Source organism: Winslowiella toletana (genome assembly GCF_017875465.1).
Lineage (GTDB): Bacteria > Pseudomonadota > Gammaproteobacteria > Enterobacterales > Enterobacteriaceae > Erwinia > Erwinia toletana.
In genome coordinates this window covers 4,980,008-5,004,292 of the sequence record NZ_JAGGMQ010000001.1, presented here as the reverse complement: position 1 = coordinate 5,004,292, position 24,285 = coordinate 4,980,008, and the positions used below count along the sequence as shown (strand labels likewise).

Below are 24,285 nucleotides of genomic sequence, written 5' to 3'. Positions count from 1 at the left end.
TGAAACAATTTACAGAAAAATTATTAACGCACCGTAATAGTTTCTCTAAATACATAAATTAAAAAGTGTTTTTTTTCAATCGTATTTTCGTTAAATTTACGTTGTTGAAATGTAATGTTTCGTAAGGGCGAACTTTGCCCGCTTGTATACTTTGAGAGAACCAGATGATTAACAAATTAACGAGTATTGTTATAGCAATTATTGGTATTGCTATGCTCTACATGGGTGGACGACTGCTGCTGATTGGCGGTACGCCATTTTACGCCATTATGGCAATCGGTTTACTGATTACGGCTATTTTCCTGTTTAAAAACAAGAAAGTGGCTTTAACCATTTATGCAGTGCTGATGTGGATCGTGCTGGCATGGATGATCTATGAAGTCGGCTTCGATAAATGGCAATGGATCCCACGTGGCGATCTGATTGGCGTTATCGGCGTCTGGCTGGCGCTGCCATGGGTGGTACGTCCGCTGTATAAAGCAGAAAAACGGTCATTCCATCCTTTCCTCGGCGGCACCGTGGTGATTATTATTGCGGTGGTGATTGGACTGATGTTCTATGATCCCTATCCACAGAAGGGCAACATCACCACTAAACGTAACGCTACCGACACTGAAGTCGCGCAGAATGACTGGACCGCTTACGGCGGCACCACCAACGGTTTGCGTTTCTCCGCGTTAAAACAGATCACCAAAGATAATGTCAATAATCTGGAAGTGGCCTGGACTTATCACACCGGTGATGTGCGTGATGCCGATAAAGATGCGACCGAATACACCTTTGAAGCCACGCCGCTCAAGGTGAACGATACCGTCTATTTATGTACGCCGCATAATGAAGTGCACGCGTTAAATCCGGAAACCGGCGAACTGAAGTGGAAATATCAGCCGGAAAAAGATCGTTCTTATCTGCAACAACACCAGACCTGTCGTGGCGTCAGCTACTATCAGGCACCGGTTGCCACGCCATCCGCTGAAGCTAACGCTCAGCCAGCATTGCAGAACCCTGCGCTGTGCCGTAAACGTATCTTTAACGCCAGCACCGATGCCAGACTGATTGCGCTGGATGCTGACAGCGGCAAACTGTGTGCAGACTTCGGTAATAATGGTGTGGTGGATTTACGTGCCAATATGGGCACTATTCGCCCGCATGCACTGATGCAGACTGCTGCGCCGCTGGTGGCCGGTAATCTGGTTATCGTCGGCGGTTCAGTGATGGATAACGGCTATAACGCCGGTAACCCATCGGGTGTGATCCGCGCTTATGACGCTATCACCGGTCGTCTGGTATGGAATTTTGATCCGGCGAACCCGGAAAAAACCCAGCCAATTGCCGCTGACCAGAATTATCCGCAGGATACACCGGTTGCCTGGGGCACCCTGAGCGCCGATGTGAAAAATGGCCTGGTGTATGTGCCGTTTGGTAATGCTTCCCCGGATGAGCTGGGAATTGAGCGTAACCCTGACAGCAATACCGAAAAGTTCCGCGATACTCTGGTGGCGCTGGATCTGAATACCGGTACCTTTAAATGGCGCTTCCAGTCATCGAAACACGATTTGTGGGACCGTGATAATCCGTCACAGCCTTCTCTGCTGGATATTGATTATCAGGGCAGCAAACAGCCGGTGGTCGTTTTACCGACCAAAACCGGCAACCTGTTTGTGCTGAATCGTCTGACTGGTCAGGCGGTATATCCGATTAATCAGGTGGATGTGTCCACAGAAGGCGGCGTGAAGGGCGAGAAATTCTCCGCCACGCAGCCGGTGTCAAAACTGAACTTTATTCCTGATCCGCTAAGTGAAAAATCGATGTGGGGTCTGACGCCATTCGATCAGATGGCCTGTCGTATCGACTTTAAATCTTTGCGTTATGACGGCAATCCATGGACACCGGCAACCGAGCAAGGCTCGATTATCTTCCCGGGCAATATTGGCGTGTTTAACTGGGGTTCAGTGGCTATCGACCCGGAGCGTCAGATTCTGATCGCCTCGCCGGTACGTCTGGCTTACAAGTACAACCTGATTAAGCGTACGCCAGAAACCGCGGATAAGCGTCTGTTTACCAAAGATGGCACACCTTACTGGAATGAAAACTTTGAAGGCGATTATGCCATTCATATCCAGCAGCTGGCTTCCAGCCTGGGGATTCCATGTATTGCGCCACCGTGGGGCCGTATGGTGGGCGTTGATCTGACGACCGGTAAAACCGAATGGCTGCGTCGCGTCGGTAACACTAAAAACCTGAAAACCTCTTTCCTGCCGGGTCGTTTCCCGATTGGCTTCCCGATGGGGATGGTGGCGCATGGCGGACCGTTAGTGACCGCCGGTGATGTGGTATTCCATGGCGCGACAGCGGATAACTTCTTCCGCGCTTACGATATCAACAGCGGCGAAATGCTGTGGCAAACCGAGCTGCCAGCTGGTGGCCAGGCAACGCCGTCCACCTATCTCGGCACGGATAACCAGCAGTATGTGGTGATTGCGGCCGGTGGTCATGGCTCACTGGGCACCACCGCCGGTGATGCGGTAGTCGCTTTCCGCCTGAAAAAATAATCGCTGACGCTAGCGAATACTCTGTAAAGCCCGGCATTGTCCGGGCTTTTTTTTGTTTTTAAAGCCGCTAATTTCGTTATAACCCTCAGCGTCTGCACACCATAAAATTAGCAAGTCCTGCCAGTAAAAATTAATGCTTAAAGCCCTGAATCATCTTTACCGATAACTCACATTAAGTGAAAGTTTACTGAGGTGATTACCGGCCTGCATCCAGCCCCTATGTTAAGTCTTTCTCATTAAAAATCAGGGATAACGCGATCGCTCGCGTCCAAAAACTAAATAAGAATCGAGGGTTAGCATGACAATCACCAAAAGACTGTTTTTTATTTTTACCTTGCTGGCACTGTCTCTCTGTACCCTGACAGCGGTTTCACTGTATGTGATTACCGGTTTTCAGGACAGATTTGAATATGTGCAGATGAATTCGATCCCGAGTATTAAAGATCTGAATAAATCCATCAGCACCAGTAATCAGCTGAGAATAGCGATTTACGAACATAAAGGGACGGCTGACAGTGGTATGCAGGCCGATATTGAAAAACGCATTAGCGATCTGATTGGTCAGTTAAAATCACAGACCGAATATTATATGGCACATGATATCTCCAGCGACCAGGATAAAGCCATGACTGAGGATGCGTTTAAAAATATCGCTGCTGTTGAGTCTGCATTACCCGACTTTATCGCTGCTTCACGCGCGCACGATGATGTTGCCAGCCTGAATACCATTAAAAGTGATAATGGTGTCGGTGCAGCGGTGCGTAAAACCATTGATGAATTAAACCGCCAGATCCAGCTGAATATTGATATTGGTGATGAGCTGCGCAAGCAGAATACCGCCATCTATTCTTCCACATTTTGGGGAATGTTAGTCGCTGCGGTACTGGTGATTTTACTGGTTGGCGCACTGGCGTTCAGAACCATCTTTAACGTGCGTAACAGCCTTAACAGTATTCAGCGCGTGATGGAAAATGTCAGTGAAACCCTTGATCTGACCCTGCAGGCAGACAGTGCGCGTCAGGATGAGATTGGTAAAACGGCGACAGCATTTAACCACCTGACCTCGCGCGTTTCCGGCGTGCTGGCGTCAGTAACCTCGTCGGCCCAGTCGGTGAGTTCAGCGTCGACGCAAATCGCGGCGGGCAACGAAGACCTTTCGGCGCGTACCGAAGAGCAGGCGGCATCACTGGAGCAGACTTCAGCCAGTATGAGCACACTAAACGACACCGTGAAACTGAATGCTGAAAACGCCAGACAGGCCAGCATGCTGGCCAGCAGCGCCAATGAGCTGGCGCTGAGCAGCGGCAACTCGGTCGCGGCGATGGTCGGCACCATGGAAAATATCAGAAGCAGTTCGGCGAAAATTTCTGATATTACCGGCCTGATTGAAGGCATTGCGTTCCAGACCAATATCCTGGCGCTGAACGCAGCCGTTGAAGCCGCTCGCGCCGGTGAGCAGGGGCGTGGCTTTGCCGTGGTGGCCAGTGAGGTGCGCAATCTGGCGCAGCGTTCATCCACTGCCGCGAAAGAGATTAAGGATCTGATTATTACCTCTTCACAACTGGTGGCCAGTGGTTCGGTACAGGCGGCGGATGTTGGCGAGAATATGTCCAAAGTGCAGGGATCGATTCGCCAGGTTGCGGATATTGTCGGCGAAATGGCGGCGGCAACGGCAGAACAGAGCCAGGGGATTGAGCAGGTACATCTGGCAGTTGGGCAGATGGATTCCGTCACCCAGCAAAACGCCGCGCTGGTTGAAGAGGCGTCTGCGGCTTCTCAATCTCTGCAGGAACAGGCGGCAACGCTGAGCAATCTGGTCAGCGCATTTAAAGTGCAGGGCGATAGCGCGGTTACCCGTCCGGCGGCGACGATGAGTACGGCGAAGTCAGCGCCAAAGAAAAATCTGGTGCTGGCTGATTCAGGTGAAAACTGGAGTTCGTTCTAATCGGTTAAATTAATCCGCTAAGCGCTTAGTACTCTGCTAAGCGCTTTTTTTTTGCACCGATTTAAACCAGCTTACACACTGATATGGCTACTCACCGGATAGCCTTTACTCAAATCATATATCATCAGCGCCGCAGGATCGGTTACCGGTGGAACGCGTTGCTTATCCAGCATTAATGGATTGGCCGGACAGACAGAACCGCAAATGTAAGCGGGCACCCCGCCGAGCATCGCGGCCATACTGCGATGGATATGACCGCTACAAATGGCCAGCGGCGGCGTGTTGCAGCTGGCCATCAGCTGGCTAAGTTCTGTTGCGCCTGTGCAGATAACCTCATCAAGCGGTTCGATGCCACAGGGAAAAATATGGTGATGCATAAACAGCAGCGCGGGCTGGGTGCTTTTATTCAGTTCTGTCGCCAGCCATTGCAGATGTCGGGTAATATCGCCGCGGGCTTCGCCATCGATTGTGGTATCAATCCCGATAACCGGAAAACCATTTACGACCTCACTAAAGTGAAGCGCGGTATCTGAACGCCAGTGCACTGCGGCTTGCAGACAATCACGCATCATTTGCTTATCATCAGAATTGCCCGGCAGCACCAGATAGCGGCATTGTGCGCGCTGTAGCTCGGTTTCAATTGCCCGATATCCTTCATACCAGCCATTATCGGTCAGATCGCCGGTGACCACCAAAAGATCGGGTTTAACCGTGATAATCCAGTTTATGACACGCTGTAAACGCGCAAGATTGTCATTATCAGGTGCCGCATGAATATCGGTTATTTGTGCAATAAGCATGGTATTCCCCTCGGGCACTGGATTAGTGGTTGACGTTCTCGAAACTTATATTGGCAGCTTTAAATTAAAACCACAGATATCGGGTTTTCACCTACAAATATTTACACGTTTTACTCTCTGTTCCGCTATTGAAAATGGTCAGAATTTAAGTAATATCCCTGAGGGTCAGGATGGCTTATGCTTGATATTCAGGAGGTTATAATGAGTTTTGATATTATTATGCTAACTAAATCAGTGGTCGGTGGCGCCGGTTTAGGCTTTGCGCTGCTGGGGGGCGTGTCGATGATAATCCCTTCATTAAACGTCACCACTGAAATGGCTTATCTCTGTGCCGCAGCTGGCGCGGTACTGGCGGTGGTGCTGGTTTTAAAGGGGTTGGTAAAATAAATTGCCGTTACTCGCCGAAACCCATTGGTATCTTCCGCAAACCAATGCTGAGCTAACAAAGTTCTACTTTATAATCTGCATCGCTTATCTGCTGGTGCATATTATTTGGGATGTATTTTCAACCGCAACGCCGCGATTTTCGCTGGTCAACCTGCAATATAAAATGAGCACGGTCTGTTCATCATCAACGTTTGCTACCAGCCTGTTTTTTGTGGTGATTATTTTTGATCTGGAAAATCCTCTCAGGCAGGAGGACGTATTCGCTTTTCCACTAATATTATCCTCGATCATCTGTTTTATGGTTTCTGTCAGCGCCATAGTGCCAAAGCCTGAGATTCAGCACCGGGTTGAACGGGGACAGTAATTTGCCTGTTTGCCTGCTGGAGAGTGAGAAACTCAGCAATGGGCGAGGATGTTATGCAAATGTGAATTGCTGGACGCCGCCGTTCACGGCATGATAACCCACCCATGCTTACCGTGTCCTGATGTCACTTTTATGCAGATAGAACCACTACCGCCGTTAAACACCCTGATCGCTTTCGAGTGTGTCGCCCGCTACTGCAGCTTTTCCCGTGCGGCGGACGAGCTGAGCCTGACGCAGAGCGCCATCAGTCGCCAGATTATTCAGCTGGAAGAGATGCTGGGCTGTAAGCTTTTTCAGCGCACCCAGCGCCGGGTCATACTGACCCCACGCGGCGAAGGCTATGCGGCGCAGATCCGCAAGCAGCTGGCGGAAATTTCGCAGGCCACCGCTGAAGTGATGGGCTGGAATGGTTTACCGCAAGTGACGCTGGCCTGCACCAGCGCAATGGGATCGTTATGGCTCTCGCCGCGCTTATCCGCCATGCGGCGTCAAATGCCCGAGCTGCAAATTCGAATGAAAATCTCCGACAGCTTTGCCGAACTGAAATCCTCCGAGTTTGACCTGGCGATCTATTATCTGCGCACAGCGCCGCCCGGATACCAGGCCATTCCGCTGTTTGATGAAGTCTGTTACCCGATGTGCGCCCCCGGCTACCTTGCCACTCAGCAACCCCTTGCCGATGCTGAGCAGCTGTTAAACCATACGCTGCTGATTCAGGACGATCCGCAACGGGAATGGACCGGCTGGCGCGACTGGTTTGGCGCACAGGATGTGGCGAGCTTTTTTCCGCGCCTGACATGGCGGGCCAACAATTACCCCTTTCTGGTGCAGGCGGCAGTGCAGGGGGACGGCATTTTGCTTGGCTGGGAAGGACTGGTACAGGATTATATTAATCGCGGTGAACTGGTGCCCGCCCATACGGATAAACTGGCGGTCGACGGTAAATGTTATTTACTGATCCCGCAGGAACGATTTACCCGTCCGGTTATTCGTCGGTTGGTTGAATGGCTGCAGTTATCGCTAAAAGAGTAATATAAGAAAATCATATGATCATCCCCGCTATAAATTCCGGTCATTATATGACCGGTGGTATTATTTTTTAGCGGGGGCTGAGATTATCTGAAGAATATATTTTTTTGCCAATGATGAACCCGGTTTAAAACCATTTAAAACTGATGGGTATTTTTTTCGGCATAACGTCTTTTTCTCGAAGCATGCATACCGATCAGGGTGAAAATTAACCACATGGTTTGCGAAATACAGGCTGCAAGATTAAAGTCATGGCTCAGAGAATACAAGCCAAAAACACCACCAATAATATTGAGAACAGCATAACTGTCTGAGCTGATTAGCAATTTCCTCATCTGCACCAGTGCATACGCCAGCAGGTAGCAGAATACCCCAATTAAGCCCACAAAAGTGTGCACTTCCACGTGTTAATTCCCCGGTAAAAAGTCGATATCCGGAAAAGTATCGCTTTCAGGGGTGTTTTGCCGCGCATTTTTTGCATACTATCATGATAAATACTCATACAAACACAACATGCTGGTTTGATATAAATCATGCTTACCGCTTTTACGGCAAGTGAGCTTATTACCGGGCGGGCCAGGTATGACACTATGGAGAAAAATAAATGAAGAACGATAAAGCACCGACAAGAACATTATTTCAGGATGGGCGGATTAATCGGCGCGAATTTATTACTGCTGCCGCATTATTAGGGGTTTCCTCCGGTTTATCGCTCTCACCATTGTCCGCTTTCGCTGCGCAGAACAGCGCGCCGAAAAAGGGCGGCACGCTGAAGCTGGGCATGTCCGGCGGTAATACCAGTGATACCCTCGACCCGACGCTGTACAGCGACTGGGTGCCGCTGAATCAGGCCTATATGCTGATGAATGGCCTGGTGGAAATCGATGAAAATAACCAGGCGCAACCGGAACTGCTGGAGAGCTGGGAAGCTAAACCGGGCGCGAAAGAGTGGCTGTTTAAAGTGCGTCAGGGCGTCACTTTCCATAACGGCAAAACCCTTGATGCCGACGATATTATCTACTCGATCAATCTGCATCGTGGTGATAAATCACGCAGCGCGATTAAAACCCAGCTGGATGCCATCACTTCGCTGGAGAAAAGCGGTAACGACCAGATTGCTCTGACGCTGGACAGCGGCAATGCGGATCTGCCATTCCTGCTGGCCGATTACCACCTGGTGGTGGTGCCCAATGGCTTTACCGACTGGTCGCACCCGATTGGCACCGGTGGCTTTGTTTTTGAACACATTGAGCCGGGTGTTCGTTCGCTGTTTAAACGTAACCCAAACTACTGGAAGCCGGATCGCGCCTGGGTAGATGCGGTAGAAGTGCTGGTGATCAACGATCCCACCGCACGCACCAATGCGCTGATTTCCGGCCAGGTTCACGCCATCAACCGCGTTGATTTTAAAACCGTCGATTTCCTGAAGCGTAGCCCGGCGCTACAGATTATCCGCTCCGCCGGTGGTCAGCATTTCACCTTCCTGATGGACTGTCGTATCGCACCGTTTAACAACAACGATGTGCGGATGGCGATTAAACACGGTATCGACCGTGAGAAACTACTGGCCACAGTACTGCGTGGTTACGGCTCGCTGGGTAATGACCATCCGATTCCGAAAACCGATCGCTTCTTCAATCATCAGCTGGCGCAGCGCAGCTACGATCCGGATAAGGCGAAGTTTTATCTGAAGAAAGCCGGTCTGGACAAATTGTCGCTGGAACTCTCCTCATCCGATGCCGCCTTTACCGGTGCGCTGGATGCCGCCGCGCTGTTCCAGGGGCAGGCCAGCAAAGCCGGAATTCAGGTAGCGATTAAGCGCCAGCCAGCCGACAGCTACTGGGACGATGTGTGGATGAAAGCGCCATTCTCGATGGGCTACTGGGGCGGCCGTCCGACGGCCGACCAGATGTTTTCCACCGCGTATATGTCCACCGCTAAATGGAACGATTCTCACTGGAAGGACGAGAAGTTTGACGCTCTGTTATTGCAGGCGCGTTCGCTGCTGGATGAAGGTCAGCGTGCGCAGCTGTACGGCGAGATGCAGAGCATTGTCTCCGACAACGGCGGCGCGATGATTCCCCTGTTTGGCGACTATCTCGATGCTGCCAGCAATAAAGTCGGCGGTGTGAAACCTCACCCGATGTTTAACTTTATGGGAGGCCGCCTGGCTGAACGTGTCTGGCTGGAGTCATAATGAGAAAGCATATTCTGCACCGCCTGTTGCTGGGGGTGCTAACACTGTTTCTGGTGTCGGTGCTGATTTTTGCCGGCACCGAGCTGCTGCCGGGCGATGTCGCCAGCGCCATTCTCGGACAAAATGGCACGCCGGAAACCATCGCCGCGCTGCGCACGCAGCTGGGGCTGGATCAGCCCGCATTCCAGCGCTATCTGAGCTGGCTGACTGGCGTAATGCATGGCGATCTCGGCAACTCGCTGGCCAGTGGTCGTCCAATCAGTGATGAGTTGCTGCCACGTCTGGCTAATACCCTGTTTCTTGCCACCTATGCGGCGGTGATTGCTATCCCACTGGCGGTCATGCTGGGTATTGCTTCCGCTATCTGGCGCGGATCCTGGTTTGATCGGCTGGCCAATACCCTGACACTGCTAAGCATTTCGGTGCCGGAGTTTTTTGTCGGCTATCTGCTGGTGATCTTCTTTGCCATCCGTCTGACGTGGTTTCCCAGCCTGGCGCTGGTCGACCCGGATGCCAGCCTGAGCGAGCAGCTGTATAACTGCACGTTGCCGATGCTGACGCTGGTTCTGGTGGTGCTGGCCCATATGTTGCGGATGACGCGCGCCTCGGTCGGGGCGGTGATGTCGAGCAGCTATATCGAAACGGCGGTACTGAAAGGGATCCCGAAATGGCGGATTGTGCTGGGCCACGCGTTGCCTAACGCGCTGGCGCCGATTATCAATGTGGTCGCCTTTAACCTGGCGTACCTGGTGGTGGGCGTGATTCTGGTTGAGGTGGTGTTTGTCTATCCGGGTATTGGTCAGCTGATGGTCGATGCGGTCACCAAGCGCGATCTGCCGGTGGTACAGGCGTGCGGACTGCTGTTTGGCGGCACCTATATTCTGCTGAACACCGTTGCCGATCTGCTGGCTATCTGGTGTAACCCACGACTACGGCATGCGAGGTAAGCCATGAAACGAATCAAAGGCACTACGCTGCCGTTAACCGCGATTGTTGGCTTGCTGATTATCGCCCTCAATCTGCTGGGCGCGCTGTTTGCGCCGTGGATTGCCCCACATAGCGAAACCGATCAGGTAGGCGATATCTGGATGCTGCCGTCACTGCAGATGCCATTAGGCACCGATAACCTCGGACGCGATATGCTGTCGCGTATTCTGTTCGGCGCGCGCACCACCATCGCTATCGCCCTGACCATCACCTTCAGCTCATTTGTGATTGGCATTATTACTGGCTTTACCGCCGCCATCTGTGGCAAGTGGGTGGATGTGGTGCTGACGCGTATTGTCGATACGCTGATGTCGATTCCGGTGCTGATTCTGGCGCTGATTGTGCTGTCGGTAATGGGGACCTCTGTTCCGGTGCTGGTGGCGACTATCGCCTTACTGGATGCCACGCGCGTCTATCGCCTGGCGCGTCTGGTGGCGCAGGGGATTGTCTGCCTGGAGTATGTCGAGGCGGCGCGTCTGCGTGGTGAAGGTATGCTGTGGATCCTGCGTAAGGAGATCCTGCCAAATGCCATTCCGCCACTGCTGGCTGAATTTGGTATGCGCTTCTGCTTCACTTTCCTGTTTATTGCTGGTCTCAGCTTCCTTGGCCTTGGCATTCAGCCGCCATACGCCGACTGGGGCAGCATGGTGCGTGATAATGCTCAGGCGATTAACTTCGGGCAGATGGCGCCGCTTTATCCCGCTCTGGCGATTGCACTGTTAACCATTGGCGTCAACCTGGTGGTGGACTGGCTGTTGGTGCGCAATAACCACTCTCTGGGGGATGAATAATGAGTGACAACATTCTGGAAATGCGCCATCTGGCGATCGAAACCCTGCAGGGCGCGCCGCTGGTGCAGGATATCTCGCTGACGCTGAAACGCGGCGAAGTGCTGGGTCTGATCGGTGAATCAGGCGCAGGGAAATCGACCATCGGGCTGGCGGCGCTGGGCTATGCGCGTCAGGGCTGCCGCATCAGTCACGGCGAGATTCTGCTGGATGGCGAAGATATTATGCAGCTGCCATCGGCGCAACGGCGCGCGCTGCGCGGCAAAAAAGTGGCCTATGTGGCGCAGAGCGCGGCGGCGGCGTTTAATCCGGCGCTGACCATTGGTAAGCAGGTGTGTGAAGGGCCATTACGGCATGGATTAATGAACAAGGCGCAGGCGCAGGAATGGGCGGTGACGCTGTTTCGCGCGCTGGATCTGCCGGATCCGGACAATATCGGCAAGCGCTATCCGCATCAGCTCTCCGGTGGACAGCTGCAGCGCGCGATGGCGGCGATGGCGATGTCCTGCAAGCCGGACCTGCTGGTGATGGATGAACCGACCACCGCGCTGGATGTCACTACCCAGATTGAGGTGCTGGTAATGCTGCGCGATCTGGTGCGCAAGTTTAATACCGCGGCGCTGTATATCACCCACGATCTCGCAGTGGTCGCCCAGCTGGCGGACCGCATTATGGTGTTGCGACAGGGCAAAGAGGTGGAAACCAATACCACCGAGGCCATTCTGCAACAGCCACAACAGGCGTATACCCGTCAGCTGGTTGCTGAGCGGGTGCACAGCTTTGAGCTGGAAGAGGAGATCGCCGATCCGCAGGCAACGCCGCTGCTGGCAATTAACCGGCTGTCGACCGGCTACAATCGCCAGCGTGTAGTACATAACGTTACGCTGTCACTTAGTCGCGGCCAGACACTGGCAATCATTGGCGAATCGGGCAGCGGTAAAAGTACGCTGGCGCGTGCGCTGACCGGCCTGCTGGCGGATACCGAAGGCGAGATGCTGTTTGAAGGCAAACCACTGGATAAACGTTATCAGCAGCGGGATAAAGAGTCGCTGCGCCGCATCCAGATGATCTACCAGCTGCCGGATGTAGCGCTTAATCCGCGGCAGACCATATCGGAGCTGATTGGGCGTCCGGTAGCCTTCTATTTTGGTCATAACCCGCAGCAGGTGCGCCAGCGCGTCGCCGAGCTGATGCAGCTTACCGAACTGCCGCTTAACCTGCTGGATCGTTATCCGCGCGAACTGTCCGGCGGGCAGAAGCAGCGTGTCTGTATCGCCCGCGCGCTGGCCGCCCAGCCGGATCTGATTGTCTGTGACGAAGCCACTTCGGCGCTGGATCCACTGGTGGCAGAAGGGGTGCTGAATCTGCTACGCCGCCTGCAACAGCAGCTGGGACTCGCCTATCTGTTTATCACGCACGATCTCGGCACCGTGCGGCGCATTGCCCATGATGTCGCGGTGATGTATCAGGGCAATATTGTGGCGCAGGGGCCAACTGAACAGGTGTTCAGCCAGCCAATGCACAGCTACACCGAAACATTGCTGAACTCAGTACCCGAAATGCACACAGGCTGGCTGGATGAAGTGCTGAGTAAACGGACGCCTACGTTATCAACAGGAACATTATGAAACAGATCATCAGTGATTTTCCCCATGCGGTGACCGTGACCGAACACCTGTGGATTACCCTGCGCGATGGCACACGCCTGGCGGTGCGCATGTGGTTACCGGACTCCGCCAGCATCACGCCGGTTCCGGCGATCCTTGAATACATTCCCTATCGCAAACGTGATGGCACCCGTACGCGCGATGAGCCAATGCACGGCTATTTTTCCGGCCATGGCTATGCGGTACTGCGGGTTGATATGCGCGGCAGCGGCGAGTCTGATGGCTTACTGGCTGATGAGTATCTGTTGCAGGAGCAGGAAGATGCGCTGGAGGTGATCGACTGGATCAGCCGTCAGCACTGGTGCAATGGCGCGGTCGGCATGATGGGCAAATCGTGGGGCGGTTTTAACTGCCTGCAACTGGCGGCGCGTCGTCCTGCGGCGCTAAAGGCGATTATTACCGTCTGCTCCACCGACGATCGCTATAACGATGATATTCACTATAAAGGCGGCTGCCTGCTGAATGACAATCTGTGGTGGGGCGGCATTATGCTGGCTTATCAGAGTCGTCCGCAGGATCCGCAACTGACTGGCGAGCAGTGGCGTCAAGACTGGCAGGCGCGGCTGGATAATATGCCGTTCTTCCCGGCGCTGTGGATGGAACATCCGCTGCGTGACGCCTACTGGCAGCATGGTTCGGTATGTGAGGACTGGTCGGCCATTCAGTGCCCGGTTCTGGCGATTGGCGGCTGGGCGGATGCTTACAGTAATGCGGTATTCCGTCTGATGGATAACCTTCAGGTGCCGAGCCGGGCAATTATTGGCCCCTGGGCGCATATCTATCCGCAGGATGGCACGCCGGAACCGGCGATTGGTTTTCTGCAGGAGGGCGTGCGCTGGTGGGATCACTGGCTGAAAGGTGCGGACAATGACGCGATGGCGGGACCACGCGTGCAGGCATGGCTGAATGACAGCCAGCCACCTTCTTCACAGCGGCCAACCGTGCGCGGCGAGTGGGTCGGTTTTAACAGCGGCAGCGCCGATAATGTGGCCGATCGCCACTGGTATCTGGATCGCGGACAGCTGAATCGCGTGGCGAACCCTGATGCCTGCTGGTATAGCGTCTGTTCACCGCAGAACCACGGCCTGATGGGCGGTGAGTGGATGGGGGCAGGCGTGCTGGGTGAAAGTCCGCCGGATCAGCGTATTGACGATGGTCAGGCGGAAATTTTCGACGGTGAACCGCTGGACGAACCGCTGGCGTTCTTCGGCTTCCCGCAGTTTGAGGTGCTGCTGAAAAGCGATAAACCGGCGGCAATGCTGTATGTGCGCCTTTCCGACGTCTCACCGGACGGTGCGGTGAACCGCGTCACTCACGGCTGGATGAACCTGGCCCATTTACAGGGGCAGGATAAAAATGTGCCGCTGACGCCGGGCGAAACGGTAAAGGTAAAGGTGCAGCTGGATGGCATCGCCTGGCGCTTTGCCGCCGGTCACCGCATGCGGGTATCGGTTGCCACCACCTTCTGGCCCATGATCTGGCCGATGGCGGAGCAGGCGACCTTAACCCTCGACCTGGCCAGCGCCAGCCTGACGTTGCCGGTTTGCGCGAATCCGCAGGCGATTAGCGGACCAAACCCACAGCCGGAAACGGCGGCGAATACGCCACTCACGCTGTTATCACCGGGACGCGTTGAGCGTAGCCTGCATTACGATGTGCTGAGCGACAGCTGGACCAGCGTGACCGAAGGGATTGGCGGCGTTTTTGGTGAAGGGGTATACCGCTTTGATGATATCGACACCACGGTTGATCACAGCCTGCGGCGTCAGCTGAGCGTCAGCAATCAGGATCCGCTTTCTGCGCACTATCTGCTGACGCAGACAATGAAAATCGGTCGCGAAGGCTGGTGGACGGAAGCCGATATTGTGCTGGAGTTGCGCAGCGACCTGACGCACTTTATCGTCAGCGGCACCATGAAGGTGACGTTTAACGGTGATCCAGTGGCCGATAAAGTGTGGAATCAGCGTATCGCTCGCTGAATGAGTATGCACCGCCATGCAGAGTGGCGGTGCAGTTCACCGTCGCGAACAATAATATAAAAAAGAAAATGCCCCCAATGATCACCGTCATAAGACAGTATCTGTGCGATGGGAGAATAATAATGCTATCAATTTTTTGATACTAACTTTGTATTACCGTCCGGTGTCTGGATGTACATTTCATCGCCTACATCGATAAATACTTTTCTCGTAATATCACCTGAAATTGTGAAAACGGACTCTTTTTTAATGCACTTTTTTTCATCTTTAATTGAATCATCGCAGATGTAATCGTCTTCACTTACACCAGACAAAAAATTAGAGTGGGGAAGTTTTTCATAACCCTCGCCAAAATCCATTATCGGGATAGTGAAAAACTTATCGTCAGGGACAAGATGGTACTTGCTCTTCAGTATACTTTCATTGGATTTCCACCACTCAAACTTACTCTCTTTAGTAGCTGGTGGGTTCTTCAGAAAAACAAGGCCATCGAAAACAGTCACAATCACGTTTTCACTTGATGGTTTGTGAAAGGAAAAAAATAATATGATAGCAACCAAAATTGCTAACATAACGTAATTTTTTTTTGAAAATTTAAGCATAATTTCACCAGTAATCGTGATTCGAGCTTCCATGTTTACTAAGAAAGGCTTATAGGCAAGTTTATGGTAACGCTGTAATACGAACCAGGCTCTAAACATCAAAAGGTACTTAAATCGTGCATCCTGTATATCTGTGGTGTCCAGACCGAAATGATCCTGGCCCTTATAATGAATCACAGCAGTAAATTTATTGCCTTCGAACCTTAAAGATTCAAGAGTGATCTTAGTACTGTTTACTTCATGGATACTGATGCCTAAGCCATTAATACGGTCGATCCATCTGTCGAATTTAGGCAGATGTGATTTCAAAAGGTTTTCCTTGAAGTCACTGCCAGTTAAACCCTGGTCCCATCTGACAAATTTTGAAAGAGTGTCACGAATAAGCATTTTAGTGCTTGTCTTCGAATTATTGGTCTCAATCACCCGTTTGTATGCCAGGTTCACCTGAGCATCATTGAAGTCCCGACCGTCGTTGTATTGCATGTGTTTGAACATACGTTGAACGATGTTGGTGTATGGCCCCCAGAAGGCGAAACGAGAAGCTTCGAAACGCAGTTGATCGAAGAGTCTCGCGGCAGCCTGTTCACGACTCAGAATCGGCATATTTCCATAAGCGGGAAGGTGCAACTTTTTGAAGGTGTAGCAATCGACACGATCAGATACGGCTATAAGGCCATAACGCTGCTTGAGTGTTTCCTCTGACATGTCTCCGTAGAGCATGTCATCAGCACGGCGATCATTAAAGGGTTTTCTACTGCGAAAAAGTTCTAATGGCTTAGCGATCCCACGCATTATCTGTTCCTTTATCGTTCCCTGACTGACTTATAGGTAGCCATTGTCAACTTATTTGAGATTTATTTTATATTAGAAAGCACAGGAATTACAGGGGCAATGTCACAGTCATCTTATTCTTAAGATGATGGTCGCTAAATAGGTGAGCCTATTATATCGCTCCATTTTTACCAACCTATGTTTGTTGCCCGGGAAGGGCGACGCAGCCTTCATAAACTGTCTGATATTTTTTAGTAGCTGCCACATGGTTTTGCAACTGTGATTCCGGGTTACTGTCTCGTGTAACGACACCCATGTCCTCTGTGTTGGTTGCTTTTGCTCTGTTGATCGCTCTGTCTAATGTCGCCAGACTTGCCTTAGAAAGAATTTTCCGCAGACCGTGGTCAAAACACCATTTTTCACAAAAAGCCCGGCAGAATATATCGTTTATTCTGTTGCGCAGGGTAACTTCAAGTATCTGTAACGGGAAGAGAAATGCCTTTGCCATTCGGGCATTATATAGATAAAGACCGAATGCATAGTCTTGATTGTGCCCAGCGCTGACCAGGTATGGTTTGAAACGTTGAACAGACAGGCTGGCAATAAGTCCGGCGCCAGTGCAGTCATAATTATAGGGTGCTTGACTTTCAGCCATGGTTATCTAAAATCCGTTTCAGAGCAGTTGGAACGGCCCCTCTGGTTTTATATAACCACGCGCCACCAACAATCTAATCAGAGCCCCGGGACAAACCTTTTCAGGTTCCTCCCGGGGTTTCGCTTTTTAGGCGATCCTGGGGCCTATTATATCCTTTAGTTCCTCAGGTCTGGCGTGCTAAATTGCGGCCTGCGCCTCAAGTTTTCAACGTAAATGCGATACGTCTGATATAACAATCAGCCGCGACTGGCACGCAAAAACTCCACCATTTTCTGGTTACCATCCAGAATATCCTCCTGAATCGCGCGCCGTGCTGCCTGGCCGTCGCGGTTTTTCAGCGCCTGAAGAATATCGTGATGATGCTCGATCGCCATGCGCTGGGAGAAGTACGTATAGGCTTCGGCCACCAGTGGTCCGGCGCGCATCCACAATGAGTTGATAAAGTGACTTAACAACGGCATTTGCGCACTGCACGCCAGCAGCAGATGAAACTCACTGTTGAGTCGCAACGCCTGTGACAGATCGCCAGCGGCAATCACCTGCATATTATCGCTGATATTGCGCTCAATAGCGTGCAGATCTGCCGGAGTAATCAGTTCAGCGGCTTTTTCCGCCGCAAAACCCTCCATTTCAAGACGCAGTGTGCGAATTTCAGCGTACTGACTGGCATCCAGCTGCGGCACGCGAATATCTTTCGGTGTGCGCATCTCCAGCGCCTGCTCCTTAGCCAGCTGCAGAATGGCATCCCTGACCGGCGTAACGCTGGTATCAACCTGCATCGCAATATCGCGAATTTTCAGGCGATCATTAGGCCTGAACTGCCCGCAAATCAGCGCCTGACGCAGCATGTCATATACCGTGGTGCCCAGCGAAGAGTGACTGATCGAGCTAAGTGGATAATTCATGGATCGCCCTGGTATGTTGCGATTAACGGGATGTCAGCGTTTGCAAAGTATGACGCAATATCTCAAGAAAATGGTCGGCATCCGCGGGTTTAAACGGCAGTGGCGGGCGCACTTTAATCACCTGACCATGGCTGCCGCTGGCGCCGACCAACACGCCGTTTTCCGCCAGCTGATTGACCAGCTGCGCTGCCATGCCGCTATCCGGCGTTTTTTCTGCCGGATTACTGACAATCTCCAGCCCGGCATACAGACCCGCACCGCGCACATCGCCAATTAACGGATAGTCATCGGCAATGCTGCGTAAGCCATCCATCAGATACGCGCCAGTGGTTAAGGCGTTTTGTTGTAGCTGTTCATCTTCAATCACCTGCAATACCGCCATACCCACGGCGGCGGAGACCGGGTTGCCACCAAAGGTATTAAAGTAGCGGGTACGGGCGCCAAACTCTGCCAGCAGCGCCGGTCTGGCGATTAAGGCGGCAATCGGATGACCATTACCCAGCGGTTTACCGAGGGTGACCAGATCCGGGATCACGCCATGGCGGGCAAATCCCCACATATGGCTGCCTGCGCGCGCCAGCCCGGCCTGCACTTCATCGGCGATAAACAGGCCACCGGCCGCACGCATCGCCGCCACTGCGCCGGTTAGCAGCCCGGCGGGTTCACTGTAGAGACCATCACTGGCAAACAGCGTATCGACAATCAACGCTGACGGTGCAATGCCGTGCTGTTGCAGATCGTGAATTGCTGCCTGTACATCACGGGTAAAGTCGGCGGCGGCCTGTTGCGGGGTTTTACGATAGCTGTCCGGTGCATCGACCATACGGACATGAGGCGCCGTGGGCGTGGTGTTATCCAGCGCCGGAGAGATATCCACCAGCGCAGAGGTGACGCCGTGATAGGCATTACGGGTGATAATAATGCCGCGTCCCTGGCTGACGGTGCTGGCGACGCGCAGCGCCAGATCGTTGGCCTCGCTGCCGGTACAGGTAAACATTACGTGGCCAAGTTCCGGCGGAAAGGTTGCCAGCAGTTTCTCCGCATAGTTCACCACGTTGTCATGCAGGTAACGGGTGTGGGTGTTGAGGGTAGTCGCCTGCTGATGCAGCGCGGCCACCACTGCAGGATGACAGTGGCCCACTGCGGGCACATTATTATAGGCATCAAGGTAGCGCCTGCCGCTGGAATCGATCAGCCACACCCCTTCACCGCGCACAAAGTGTTTAGGATACTGGTAAAAAAGGCGATAAGCCGGGCCGAGCAGGGCGGCGCGACGTTGCATCAGGGTTGCGGTATCCGCGTTCATCGTTAAATCTCCCGTTAAATTAACAACAAAGCGCCATCAGCTGGTCGCGACCTGCTGTCAGCGACTGGGCGCGAAAATGATCGAGCAGCGCCCAGGCATGCGGATTGTGGCGCAAAATATAGTCCCGGTTTTCCGGAAACAGCGCCGAACGCCATTCGGTAATCAGCACCCTGATTGTCAGACGCGCCAGTATCAGCTCATACAGCAGCATCAGTTCCTGTTGCTGTAACGGCATCAGCCGCTGGTAACCGTGAACTATCTGCGCCACCGCCATTAGCGGATCGCTGATGCCGGGTTGCATATAATAGGAAGCTGCGGTGGCGATCTCATTAATCAGCGGCGCACAGACCATATCGCCAAAATCAAGAATGCCGCTCACGGTGGCAGGATGCTGGCGATCAATCAGAATATTGCTGCCGCTCAGATCGTTATGGATCACCTGTCTGCGCAGCGAATTCAGTTGCGGAAGCAGCTGGCTGGTAAAGTGAGAGAGAAACTGAATAATCCAGTCACGACGCGCACCGGCGGGCAGATAGCCGGTTGCCGTATGCAATTTGCCGCTATGCATCAGATCCCACAGAATGGTGCGCTGCTGCGCCGGATGGGAAAAATCGCCGATCGCCAGATTAAGCTGCGCCATGATGTTGCCAAGGCTGTCGAGCAGCGCCGGACTGTTATCGGCTAATGCTGGCGTTCTGCCTGGCAGCAGGGTGATCACTACGCCATACACCGGGTTGCCGGACTCGTCATGACAGACAAACTCACGCTGACCGCTTTGAGTGTGGATTAAACGTGGCACCGGCAGTAATGGCGCGCGTTGTGCGATATGCAGTAATACCTGCTCCTGAAAATCACGGGTAATGGCATCGTCGCAGCGGTTATAAAATTTCATTACCCAGGCCTCGCCTGAGGAACACTGCAAACGAAAATTTTTATCCCGTTCGCCGCTGAGTAAGGTGATTTCACCTGCCAGACCATAGTGCTGATGCGCGATGCGTTCAGCTGTTGCGCCAGAAATTTGCGGCGGCGGTGAGGTCAGCATGCCGCTGATTAAAAAGGTGTCCATTTGGTGCTGTTGAAAATTCATATTCTGCTCCTGCCATGCTGAGTCATCCCGCGAGCGCAGAAGTTAATCTACATGATATTTGATGCATCAAAATTCCTTTTTTATCATCGCACTTGCACAGGAAATAACACAATTAACTGATAGTTAACGATAAATCTGGTTTTATGCTACCCAGCCATTGGTTATTCATATGGTTGAATGGAAAAGGTATAACAGCGTCTTATCCTGAAGTACGGGCATTATCATGCTGATTTGCCACTATTTATGGTCTCATCAGGCGCAGAGGTATATGATAAGTGATACGTCATCACTTACTTAACCCAGAGACCTGTAATGTCCGATCTGACACAAATCGCTGAACAGCTGGCGCTTCAGGCCAGTGTGGAAATGGAAGATAAGAAACAGAAGGATCTGGCGCTGATTCAACGTGTTCTGGAGATTTACGGACAGAAATATGTCGCTGAGTTGCTGCGCAAGGTGAGTCATACCGAGTGGACCCGTGAAGGCATCAATCGCTGGGTCAAAGGCAAATGCCAGCCGAAACGGCTTAGCCATGCTGAAGAGACCTTGCTGCACAAAATGCTGCCTGCGGCGCCAGAAAAAGCTGGCAACTATGGTTTTCGTTTTATTGATCTGTTTGCCGGTATTGGCGGTATACGTAAAGGTTTTGACGCCATTGGCGGCCAGTGTGTATTTACCAGCGAGTGGAATCCCGAAGCGGTAAGAACCTATAAAGCCAACTGGTACAATGAACCCGGCCGGCATATTTTTAACCGCGATATCCGTGATGTTACCCTCAGCGCGAAGCCGGAGATCAGCGAAGAAGACGCTTATTGCCATATCGACAGCGCGATCCCCGATCATGACGTGCTGCTGGCTGGTTTTCCCTGTCAGCCGTTTAGCGTGGCAGGGGTCAGTAAAAAGAACTCCCTCGGCAGAAAACATGGCTTTGAGTGTGATACCCAGGGCACGCTGTTTTTCGACGTCGCACGCATTATTGCCGCCAAACAGCCAGCAGTGTTTGTGCTGGAAAACGTGAAGAATTTAAAGAGCCATGACAAGGGCAATACCTTCAGGGTGATTATGCAAACCCTTGACGAACTGGGCTACGAAGTTGCGGATGCAGCCGAGGCCGGCAAAGATGATCCGAAGGTGGTGGATGGCAAACATTTTCTGCCGCAACATCGTGAACGTATTGTACTGGTGGGTTTCCGTCGCGATCTGGATATTCATCATGGCTTTACGCTGCGCGATATTGCGCAATTCTATCCCGCTACGCGTCCGGCCATCGCCGATCTGCTGGATGTGCCGGCAGAAGAAAAATATATCCTGACGCCGAAGCTGTGGGAGTATCTGTACAACTACGCTAAAAAACATCAGGCAAAAGGCAACGGCTTTGGCTTTGGCCTGGTGAATCCGCATAATAAAAACGCGGTGGCACGCACTCTGTCCGCGCGTTATCACAAAGATGGTTCCGAAATCCTGATCGATCGTGGCTGGGATTTGGCGCTGGGCGAGCAGGATTTTGCAAACGCTGATAACCAGCAAAACCGGCCACGACGCCTGACGCCACGTGAATGCGCCCGACTGATGGGCTTTGAGCAGCCGGGGGAGAAGCGTTTTATTATCCCGGTCTCAGATACGCAATCCTATAAGCAGTTTGGTAACAGCGTGGTGGTGCCGGTGTTCGCCGCTGTTGCCCGTTTGCTGCAACCCTGTATTGAGCGCGCGGTGGCTTTGAAACCGGTAGCGGAAGAGGTCTGACAGAAAGATGGCGGCCTGAAGCCGCCATCTGTTTTACACGGGAATATTACCAGCCTTTGATTGCATCGCCTTTATAGACTTCGATCGCTTTCTCTTCTACTTCCTTCGACTGGAAAGCCTGTTTTAACTTCTGTAGCTTCTCGCTGTCTTTATTATCTTCGCGCGATACCAGCGCATTAACATAGGGTGAAGCCGCGCCTTCCATAAATAATCCGTCGCGCGAAGCTGATAATCCCGCCTGGGCGGAGAAATTAGTATTGATAACCGACAGCGTGACATCAGGATCATCAAGCGTACGGGTTAATTGTGGCGTGTCCACTTCAACCAGTTTCAGCTTTTTTGGGTTGGCGGTAATATCCAGTTTGGTTGGCAGATAGCCGACGCCATCCTTCAGCTTAATTAACCCCTGTGCCTGTAACAGTAATAAACTGCGACCCAGCGTAGTGGCTTCATTTGAGATGGTGATGGTTGAACCTTCTTTCAACTCGCTGATATTTTTGATTTTATGTGAATAAGCCGCAATCGGGAAAATAAAGGTTTTGCTGATAATGGCAAATTTATAACCACGCTCTTTCGACTGATCCTCAAGATAAGGCAGGCTCTGGAAGGCATTAGCGTCGACATCTTTATTCTGCAGCGCTTCATTGGGCAACACGTAATCGTTAAATGATATAACTTCGAGATCTAAGTTATATTTTTCCTTTGCGACTTTCTGCGCCACGTCCCAGATCGCCTGGTCTGGCCCGGTATTAATTGCCACCTTGACTTTATTTTCATCATCAGGAGAGCAGGCCGATAACAACAGCGCGGATGTGGCTATTAGCAGTGAGGCAAGCACTTTATTCACAACAGGATCCTTCAGGTTTATTAAGTTGGCAGAAATCTATTATAACCGCGCGACACCCTATACTCATGGGTAATATCCATAAAGTCGTTTAAAAAGCAGGCAACTAAGCTTAACGGGCAGAAAAAGTGTCGGTGGAGAGAACTTTTCTGTTACTAAGGTGACTAACTATTTAGTGATATCTCACTGTAACGATTTTTTTTCAGCCTCCTTCAGGGAGGTTTTTTTTTTGCCTGTTATCCAATCACTGTGGCGATAAAATGATCAATGCCACGCTTATTGGTTATTTTTTAACTAAACCCCATTAATATCAGTGATATAAATAATGATCTGAATATTTTAATGGCACAGATATTGCTAATTAAGTGTTTTCGTTAAGGAAACATTTATGAAATTTAAGGCTGTCGCATCTTCCATTCTTCTTGCATTCTGCTGTTCCGGTTTTGCCATGGCAAAATTATCCCATGTGGTAATTCTTGCTACCGGCGGCACTATTGCCGGTTCAGCACCTTCTGATACCCAGACTGTCGGCTATAAAGCGGGCGCTGTCGGCATTGATACCCTGATCAATGCGGTTCCGGCGATTAAAAATGTGGCGCAAGTTGATGGCGAACAGGTTGCCAATATCGGCAGTAACGAGATCACCAGTGATGTGATTCTGAAGCTGTCGAACCGCGTCAATGAGCTGCTGGCGCGGGATGATGTTGATGGCGTGGTGATTACCCACGGTACGGATACCCTCGATGAAACCCCTTACTTCCTTAACCTGACGGTTAAAAGCAATAAGCCGGTAGTATTTACCGCCGCCATGCGACCATCGACGGCGATTAGCGCCGATGGCCCGATGAATTTGCTGGAAGCTGTTACTCTTGCCGCCGATAAGAATGCTGCCGGACGGGGCGTCACCGTGGTGCTTAATGATCGTATTGGTGCAGCGCGCTTTGTCACCAAAACTAACGCCACCACGATTGATACCTTTAAAGCGCCTGAGCAGGGCTATCTTGGGGTGTTTGTTGGCGGTAAACCGCAATTTGAGACGCGTTCAGATAAAATCAACACATTGCGTTCGGTGTTTGATGTCCGCAGTCTGAAAAAGCTGCCGCAGGTGGTGATTATTTACGGTTACCAGGATGATCCGGAATATATGTGGGACGCGGCGATCGCCAACCATGCCGACGGCATTATCTATGTAGGCACCGGCGCGGGTTCGGTCTCGAAGAGAAGTCGCGCAGGGATCGAAAAAGCGGAGAAGAAGGGCATTATTGTGGTGCGAACTTCCCGCACCGGCAGTGGTGTGGTGCCGGAGGACAGCAGTCAGCCTGGCCTGGTCGGCGATTCACTGAATCCGGCCAAGGCGCGAATTCTGTTAATGACCGCATTAACCGAAACCCGTGATCCAAAACTGATCCAGCAGTACTTCCATCAGTACTAAGGTTCAGTAAATCCAGAACGTAAAAACCGGACGCTAAACGTCCGGTTTTTTTTATTGTTTGCTGGAAAGGTAGCGACCCAACCGAGGTGGTTGTTGTCAGTACTGTCACTGATATGAATACTGTTCTGGTCCAGGTCGATTACACGCCGACTTCAGGGTAACAACAGCAGCTCATTCACACCCAGGTCCACCCCATTGATATAACTCTTAAACCAACAAAACTCTACGGCTTAAGCAGGCGATCT

19 protein-coding genes and 1 pseudogene are annotated in these 24,285 nt (G+C 51.9%); 12 read left to right on the top strand and 8 right to left on the bottom strand.

The genetic code is table 11. The features are described 5' to 3' along the window. The first annotated feature begins 164 nt into the window (after nucleotides 1-164). Nucleotides 165-2,552: a membrane-bound PQQ-dependent dehydrogenase, glucose/quinate/shikimate family gene (locus J2125_RS23450; RefSeq protein ID WP_017802370.1), complete on the top strand. Its 2,388-nt coding sequence runs from the start codon at nucleotides 165-167 to the stop codon at nucleotides 2,550-2,552. A gap of 298 nt (nucleotides 2,553-2,850) precedes the next feature. Continuing rightward, a complete protein-coding gene (locus J2125_RS23445; protein ID WP_017802369.1) occupies nucleotides 2,851-4,497 on the top strand; it encodes a methyl-accepting chemotaxis protein in 1,647 nt (548 codons plus the stop codon). A 71-nt stretch (nucleotides 4,498-4,568) separates the two neighbouring features. Here the strand turns inward: J2125_RS23445 and J2125_RS23440 are convergent, their stop codons facing one another. Beyond that, entirely contained in the window at nucleotides 4,569-5,297 is a 729-nt protein-coding gene (locus J2125_RS23440) for a metallophosphoesterase (protein ID WP_017802368.1), read from the bottom strand. Nucleotides 5,298-5,498: 201 nt separating this feature from the next. Between J2125_RS23440 and J2125_RS23435 the strand changes: the two genes are divergently transcribed. The 3 genes from J2125_RS23435 (at nucleotide 5,499) to J2125_RS23425 (ending at nucleotide 7,080) form a co-directional block, all read left to right on the top strand. Beyond that, nucleotides 5,499-5,684 (top strand): hypothetical protein, encoded by a 186-nt coding sequence (locus tag J2125_RS23435; RefSeq protein ID WP_040462507.1) that lies wholly within the window; start codon nucleotides 5,499-5,501, stop codon nucleotides 5,682-5,684. Nucleotide 5,685: 1 nt separating this feature from the next. Next, nucleotides 5,686-6,048, top strand: coding sequence for a hypothetical protein (locus tag J2125_RS23430; RefSeq protein WP_017802366.1), 363 nt, complete (start codon nucleotides 5,686-5,688; stop codon nucleotides 6,046-6,048). A gap of 132 nt (nucleotides 6,049-6,180) precedes the next feature. Continuing rightward, nucleotides 6,181-7,080, top strand: a complete 900-nt coding sequence (locus J2125_RS23425) for a LysR substrate-binding domain-containing protein (RefSeq protein ID WP_017802365.1) — start codon at nucleotides 6,181-6,183, stop codon at nucleotides 7,078-7,080. Nucleotides 7,081-7,214: 134 nt separating this feature from the next. Here J2125_RS23425 and J2125_RS23420 read toward each other — a convergent pair whose 3' ends face one another. Continuing rightward, a complete protein-coding gene (locus tag J2125_RS23420) occupies nucleotides 7,215-7,481 on the bottom strand; it encodes a CBU_0592 family membrane protein (protein ID WP_017802364.1) in 267 nt (88 codons plus the stop codon). Between the two features lie 200 nt (nucleotides 7,482-7,681). On the opposite strand from J2125_RS23420, the gene J2125_RS23415 reads away from it, so the two are divergent. Genes J2125_RS23415 through J2125_RS23395 form a run of 5 tightly spaced genes read left to right on the top strand, consistent with a single transcriptional unit; the run spans nucleotide 7,682 to nucleotide 14,695 of the window. Continuing rightward, the gene (locus tag J2125_RS23415; protein WP_017802363.1) at nucleotides 7,682-9,274 is read left to right on the top strand and encodes an ABC transporter substrate-binding protein; all 1,593 of its coding nucleotides are present in this window, start codon (nucleotides 7,682-7,684) and stop codon (nucleotides 9,272-9,274) included. Then, on the top strand, nucleotides 9,274-10,221 hold the full coding sequence (locus J2125_RS23410; RefSeq protein WP_017802362.1) for an ABC transporter permease: 948 nt from the start codon (nucleotides 9,274-9,276) through the stop codon (nucleotides 10,219-10,221). The genes J2125_RS23415 and J2125_RS23410 overlap by 1 nt, the downstream gene beginning before the upstream one ends. Nucleotides 10,222-10,224: 3 nt before the next feature. Beyond that, nucleotides 10,225-11,052 (top strand): ABC transporter permease, encoded by an 828-nt coding sequence (locus J2125_RS23405; RefSeq protein ID WP_017802361.1) that lies wholly within the window; start codon nucleotides 10,225-10,227, stop codon nucleotides 11,050-11,052. Then, the gene (locus J2125_RS23400; RefSeq protein WP_017802360.1) at nucleotides 11,052-12,677 is read left to right on the top strand and encodes an ABC transporter ATP-binding protein; all 1,626 of its coding nucleotides are present in this window, start codon (nucleotides 11,052-11,054) and stop codon (nucleotides 12,675-12,677) included. The genes J2125_RS23405 and J2125_RS23400 overlap by 1 nt, the downstream gene beginning before the upstream one ends. Further along, nucleotides 12,674-14,695, top strand: a complete 2,022-nt coding sequence (locus J2125_RS23395; RefSeq protein ID WP_017802359.1) for a CocE/NonD family hydrolase — start codon at nucleotides 12,674-12,676, stop codon at nucleotides 14,693-14,695. Before J2125_RS23400 ends, J2125_RS23395 begins: the two co-directional genes overlap by 4 nt. A gap of 128 nt (nucleotides 14,696-14,823) precedes the next feature. Here the strand turns inward: J2125_RS23395 and J2125_RS23390 are convergent, their stop codons facing one another. The 5 genes and pseudogenes from J2125_RS23390 to J2125_RS23370 form a co-directional block, all read right to left on the bottom strand. Beyond that, a complete protein-coding gene (locus tag J2125_RS23390; RefSeq protein ID WP_017802358.1) occupies nucleotides 14,824-16,089 on the bottom strand; it encodes a DUF3289 family protein in 1,266 nt (421 codons plus the stop codon). 108 nt (nucleotides 16,090-16,197) lie between these two features. Beyond that, a pseudogene (locus J2125_RS25085) lies at nucleotides 16,198-16,398 on the bottom strand (hypothetical protein); the annotation flags it as partial. A 561-nt stretch (nucleotides 16,399-16,959) separates the two neighbouring features. Then, entirely contained in the window at nucleotides 16,960-17,628 is a 669-nt protein-coding gene (locus J2125_RS23380; protein WP_017802356.1) for a GntR family transcriptional regulator, read from the bottom strand. Nucleotides 17,629-17,650: 22 nt separating this feature from the next. Next, nucleotides 17,651-18,934 carry an aspartate aminotransferase family protein gene (locus tag J2125_RS23375; protein WP_017802355.1) on the bottom strand — a complete coding sequence of 428 codons (1,284 nt, stop codon included), beginning with the start codon at nucleotides 18,932-18,934 and terminating at the stop codon, nucleotides 17,651-17,653. Between the two features lie 19 nt (nucleotides 18,935-18,953). Then, on the bottom strand, nucleotides 18,954-20,021 hold the full coding sequence (locus J2125_RS23370) for a phosphotransferase (protein WP_017802354.1): 1,068 nt from the start codon (nucleotides 20,019-20,021) through the stop codon (nucleotides 18,954-18,956). Between the two features lie 312 nt (nucleotides 20,022-20,333). Between J2125_RS23370 and J2125_RS23365 the strand changes: the two genes are divergently transcribed. Beyond that, the gene (locus J2125_RS23365; protein ID WP_017802353.1) at nucleotides 20,334-21,764 is read left to right on the top strand and encodes a DNA cytosine methyltransferase; all 1,431 of its coding nucleotides are present in this window, start codon (nucleotides 20,334-20,336) and stop codon (nucleotides 21,762-21,764) included. Between the two features lie 46 nt (nucleotides 21,765-21,810). On the opposite strand, the gene J2125_RS23360 is transcribed toward J2125_RS23365, so the two are convergent. Further along, nucleotides 21,811-22,611, bottom strand: a complete 801-nt coding sequence (locus tag J2125_RS23360) for a MetQ/NlpA family ABC transporter substrate-binding protein (protein ID WP_017802352.1) — start codon at nucleotides 22,609-22,611, stop codon at nucleotides 21,811-21,813. A gap of 385 nt (nucleotides 22,612-22,996) precedes the next feature. Between J2125_RS23360 and J2125_RS23355 the strand changes: the two genes are divergently transcribed. Next, entirely contained in the window at nucleotides 22,997-24,040 is a 1,044-nt protein-coding gene (locus J2125_RS23355; RefSeq protein ID WP_017802351.1) for a type II asparaginase, read from the top strand. Nucleotides 24,041-24,285: the final 245 nt, after the last annotated feature.

Bases quoted from the DNA above. Each gene is read 5' to 3' on its own strand.
- J2125_RS23450 (WP_017802370.1), top strand. From the start codon at position 165: ATGATTAACAAATTAACGAGTATTGTTATAGCAATTATTGGTATTGCT.
- J2125_RS23445 (WP_017802369.1), top strand. From the start codon at position 2,851: ATGACAATCACCAAAAGACTGTTTTTTATTTTTACCTTGCTGGCACTG.
- J2125_RS23440 (WP_017802368.1), bottom strand. From the start codon at position 5,297: ATGCTTATTGCACAAATAACCGATATTCATGCGGCACCTGATAATGAC.
- J2125_RS23435 (WP_040462507.1), top strand. From the start codon at position 5,499: ATGAGTTTTGATATTATTATGCTAACTAAATCAGTGGTCGGTGGCGCC.
- J2125_RS23425 (WP_017802365.1), top strand. From the start codon at position 6,181: ATGCAGATAGAACCACTACCGCCGTTAAACACCCTGATCGCTTTCGAG.
- J2125_RS23415 (WP_017802363.1), top strand. From the start codon at position 7,682: ATGAAGAACGATAAAGCACCGACAAGAACATTATTTCAGGATGGGCGG.
- J2125_RS23410 (WP_017802362.1), top strand. From the start codon at position 9,274: ATGAGAAAGCATATTCTGCACCGCCTGTTGCTGGGGGTGCTAACACTG.
- J2125_RS23405 (WP_017802361.1), top strand. From the start codon at position 10,225: ATGAAACGAATCAAAGGCACTACGCTGCCGTTAACCGCGATTGTTGGC.
- J2125_RS23400 (WP_017802360.1), top strand. From the start codon at position 11,052: ATGAGTGACAACATTCTGGAAATGCGCCATCTGGCGATCGAAACCCTG.
- J2125_RS23395 (WP_017802359.1), top strand. From the start codon at position 12,674: ATGAAACAGATCATCAGTGATTTTCCCCATGCGGTGACCGTGACCGAA.
- J2125_RS23390 (WP_017802358.1), bottom strand. From the start codon at position 16,089: ATGCGTGGGATCGCTAAGCCATTAGAACTTTTTCGCAGTAGAAAACCC.
- J2125_RS23380 (WP_017802356.1), bottom strand. From the start codon at position 17,628: ATGAATTATCCACTTAGCTCGATCAGTCACTCTTCGCTGGGCACCACG.
- J2125_RS23375 (WP_017802355.1), bottom strand. From the start codon at position 18,934: ATGAACGCGGATACCGCAACCCTGATGCAACGTCGCGCCGCCCTGCTC.
- J2125_RS23370 (WP_017802354.1), bottom strand. From the start codon at position 20,021: ATGAATTTTCAACAGCACCAAATGGACACCTTTTTAATCAGCGGCATG.
- J2125_RS23365 (WP_017802353.1), top strand. From the start codon at position 20,334: ATGTCCGATCTGACACAAATCGCTGAACAGCTGGCGCTTCAGGCCAGT.
- J2125_RS23355 (WP_017802351.1), top strand. From the start codon at position 22,997: ATGAAATTTAAGGCTGTCGCATCTTCCATTCTTCTTGCATTCTGCTGT.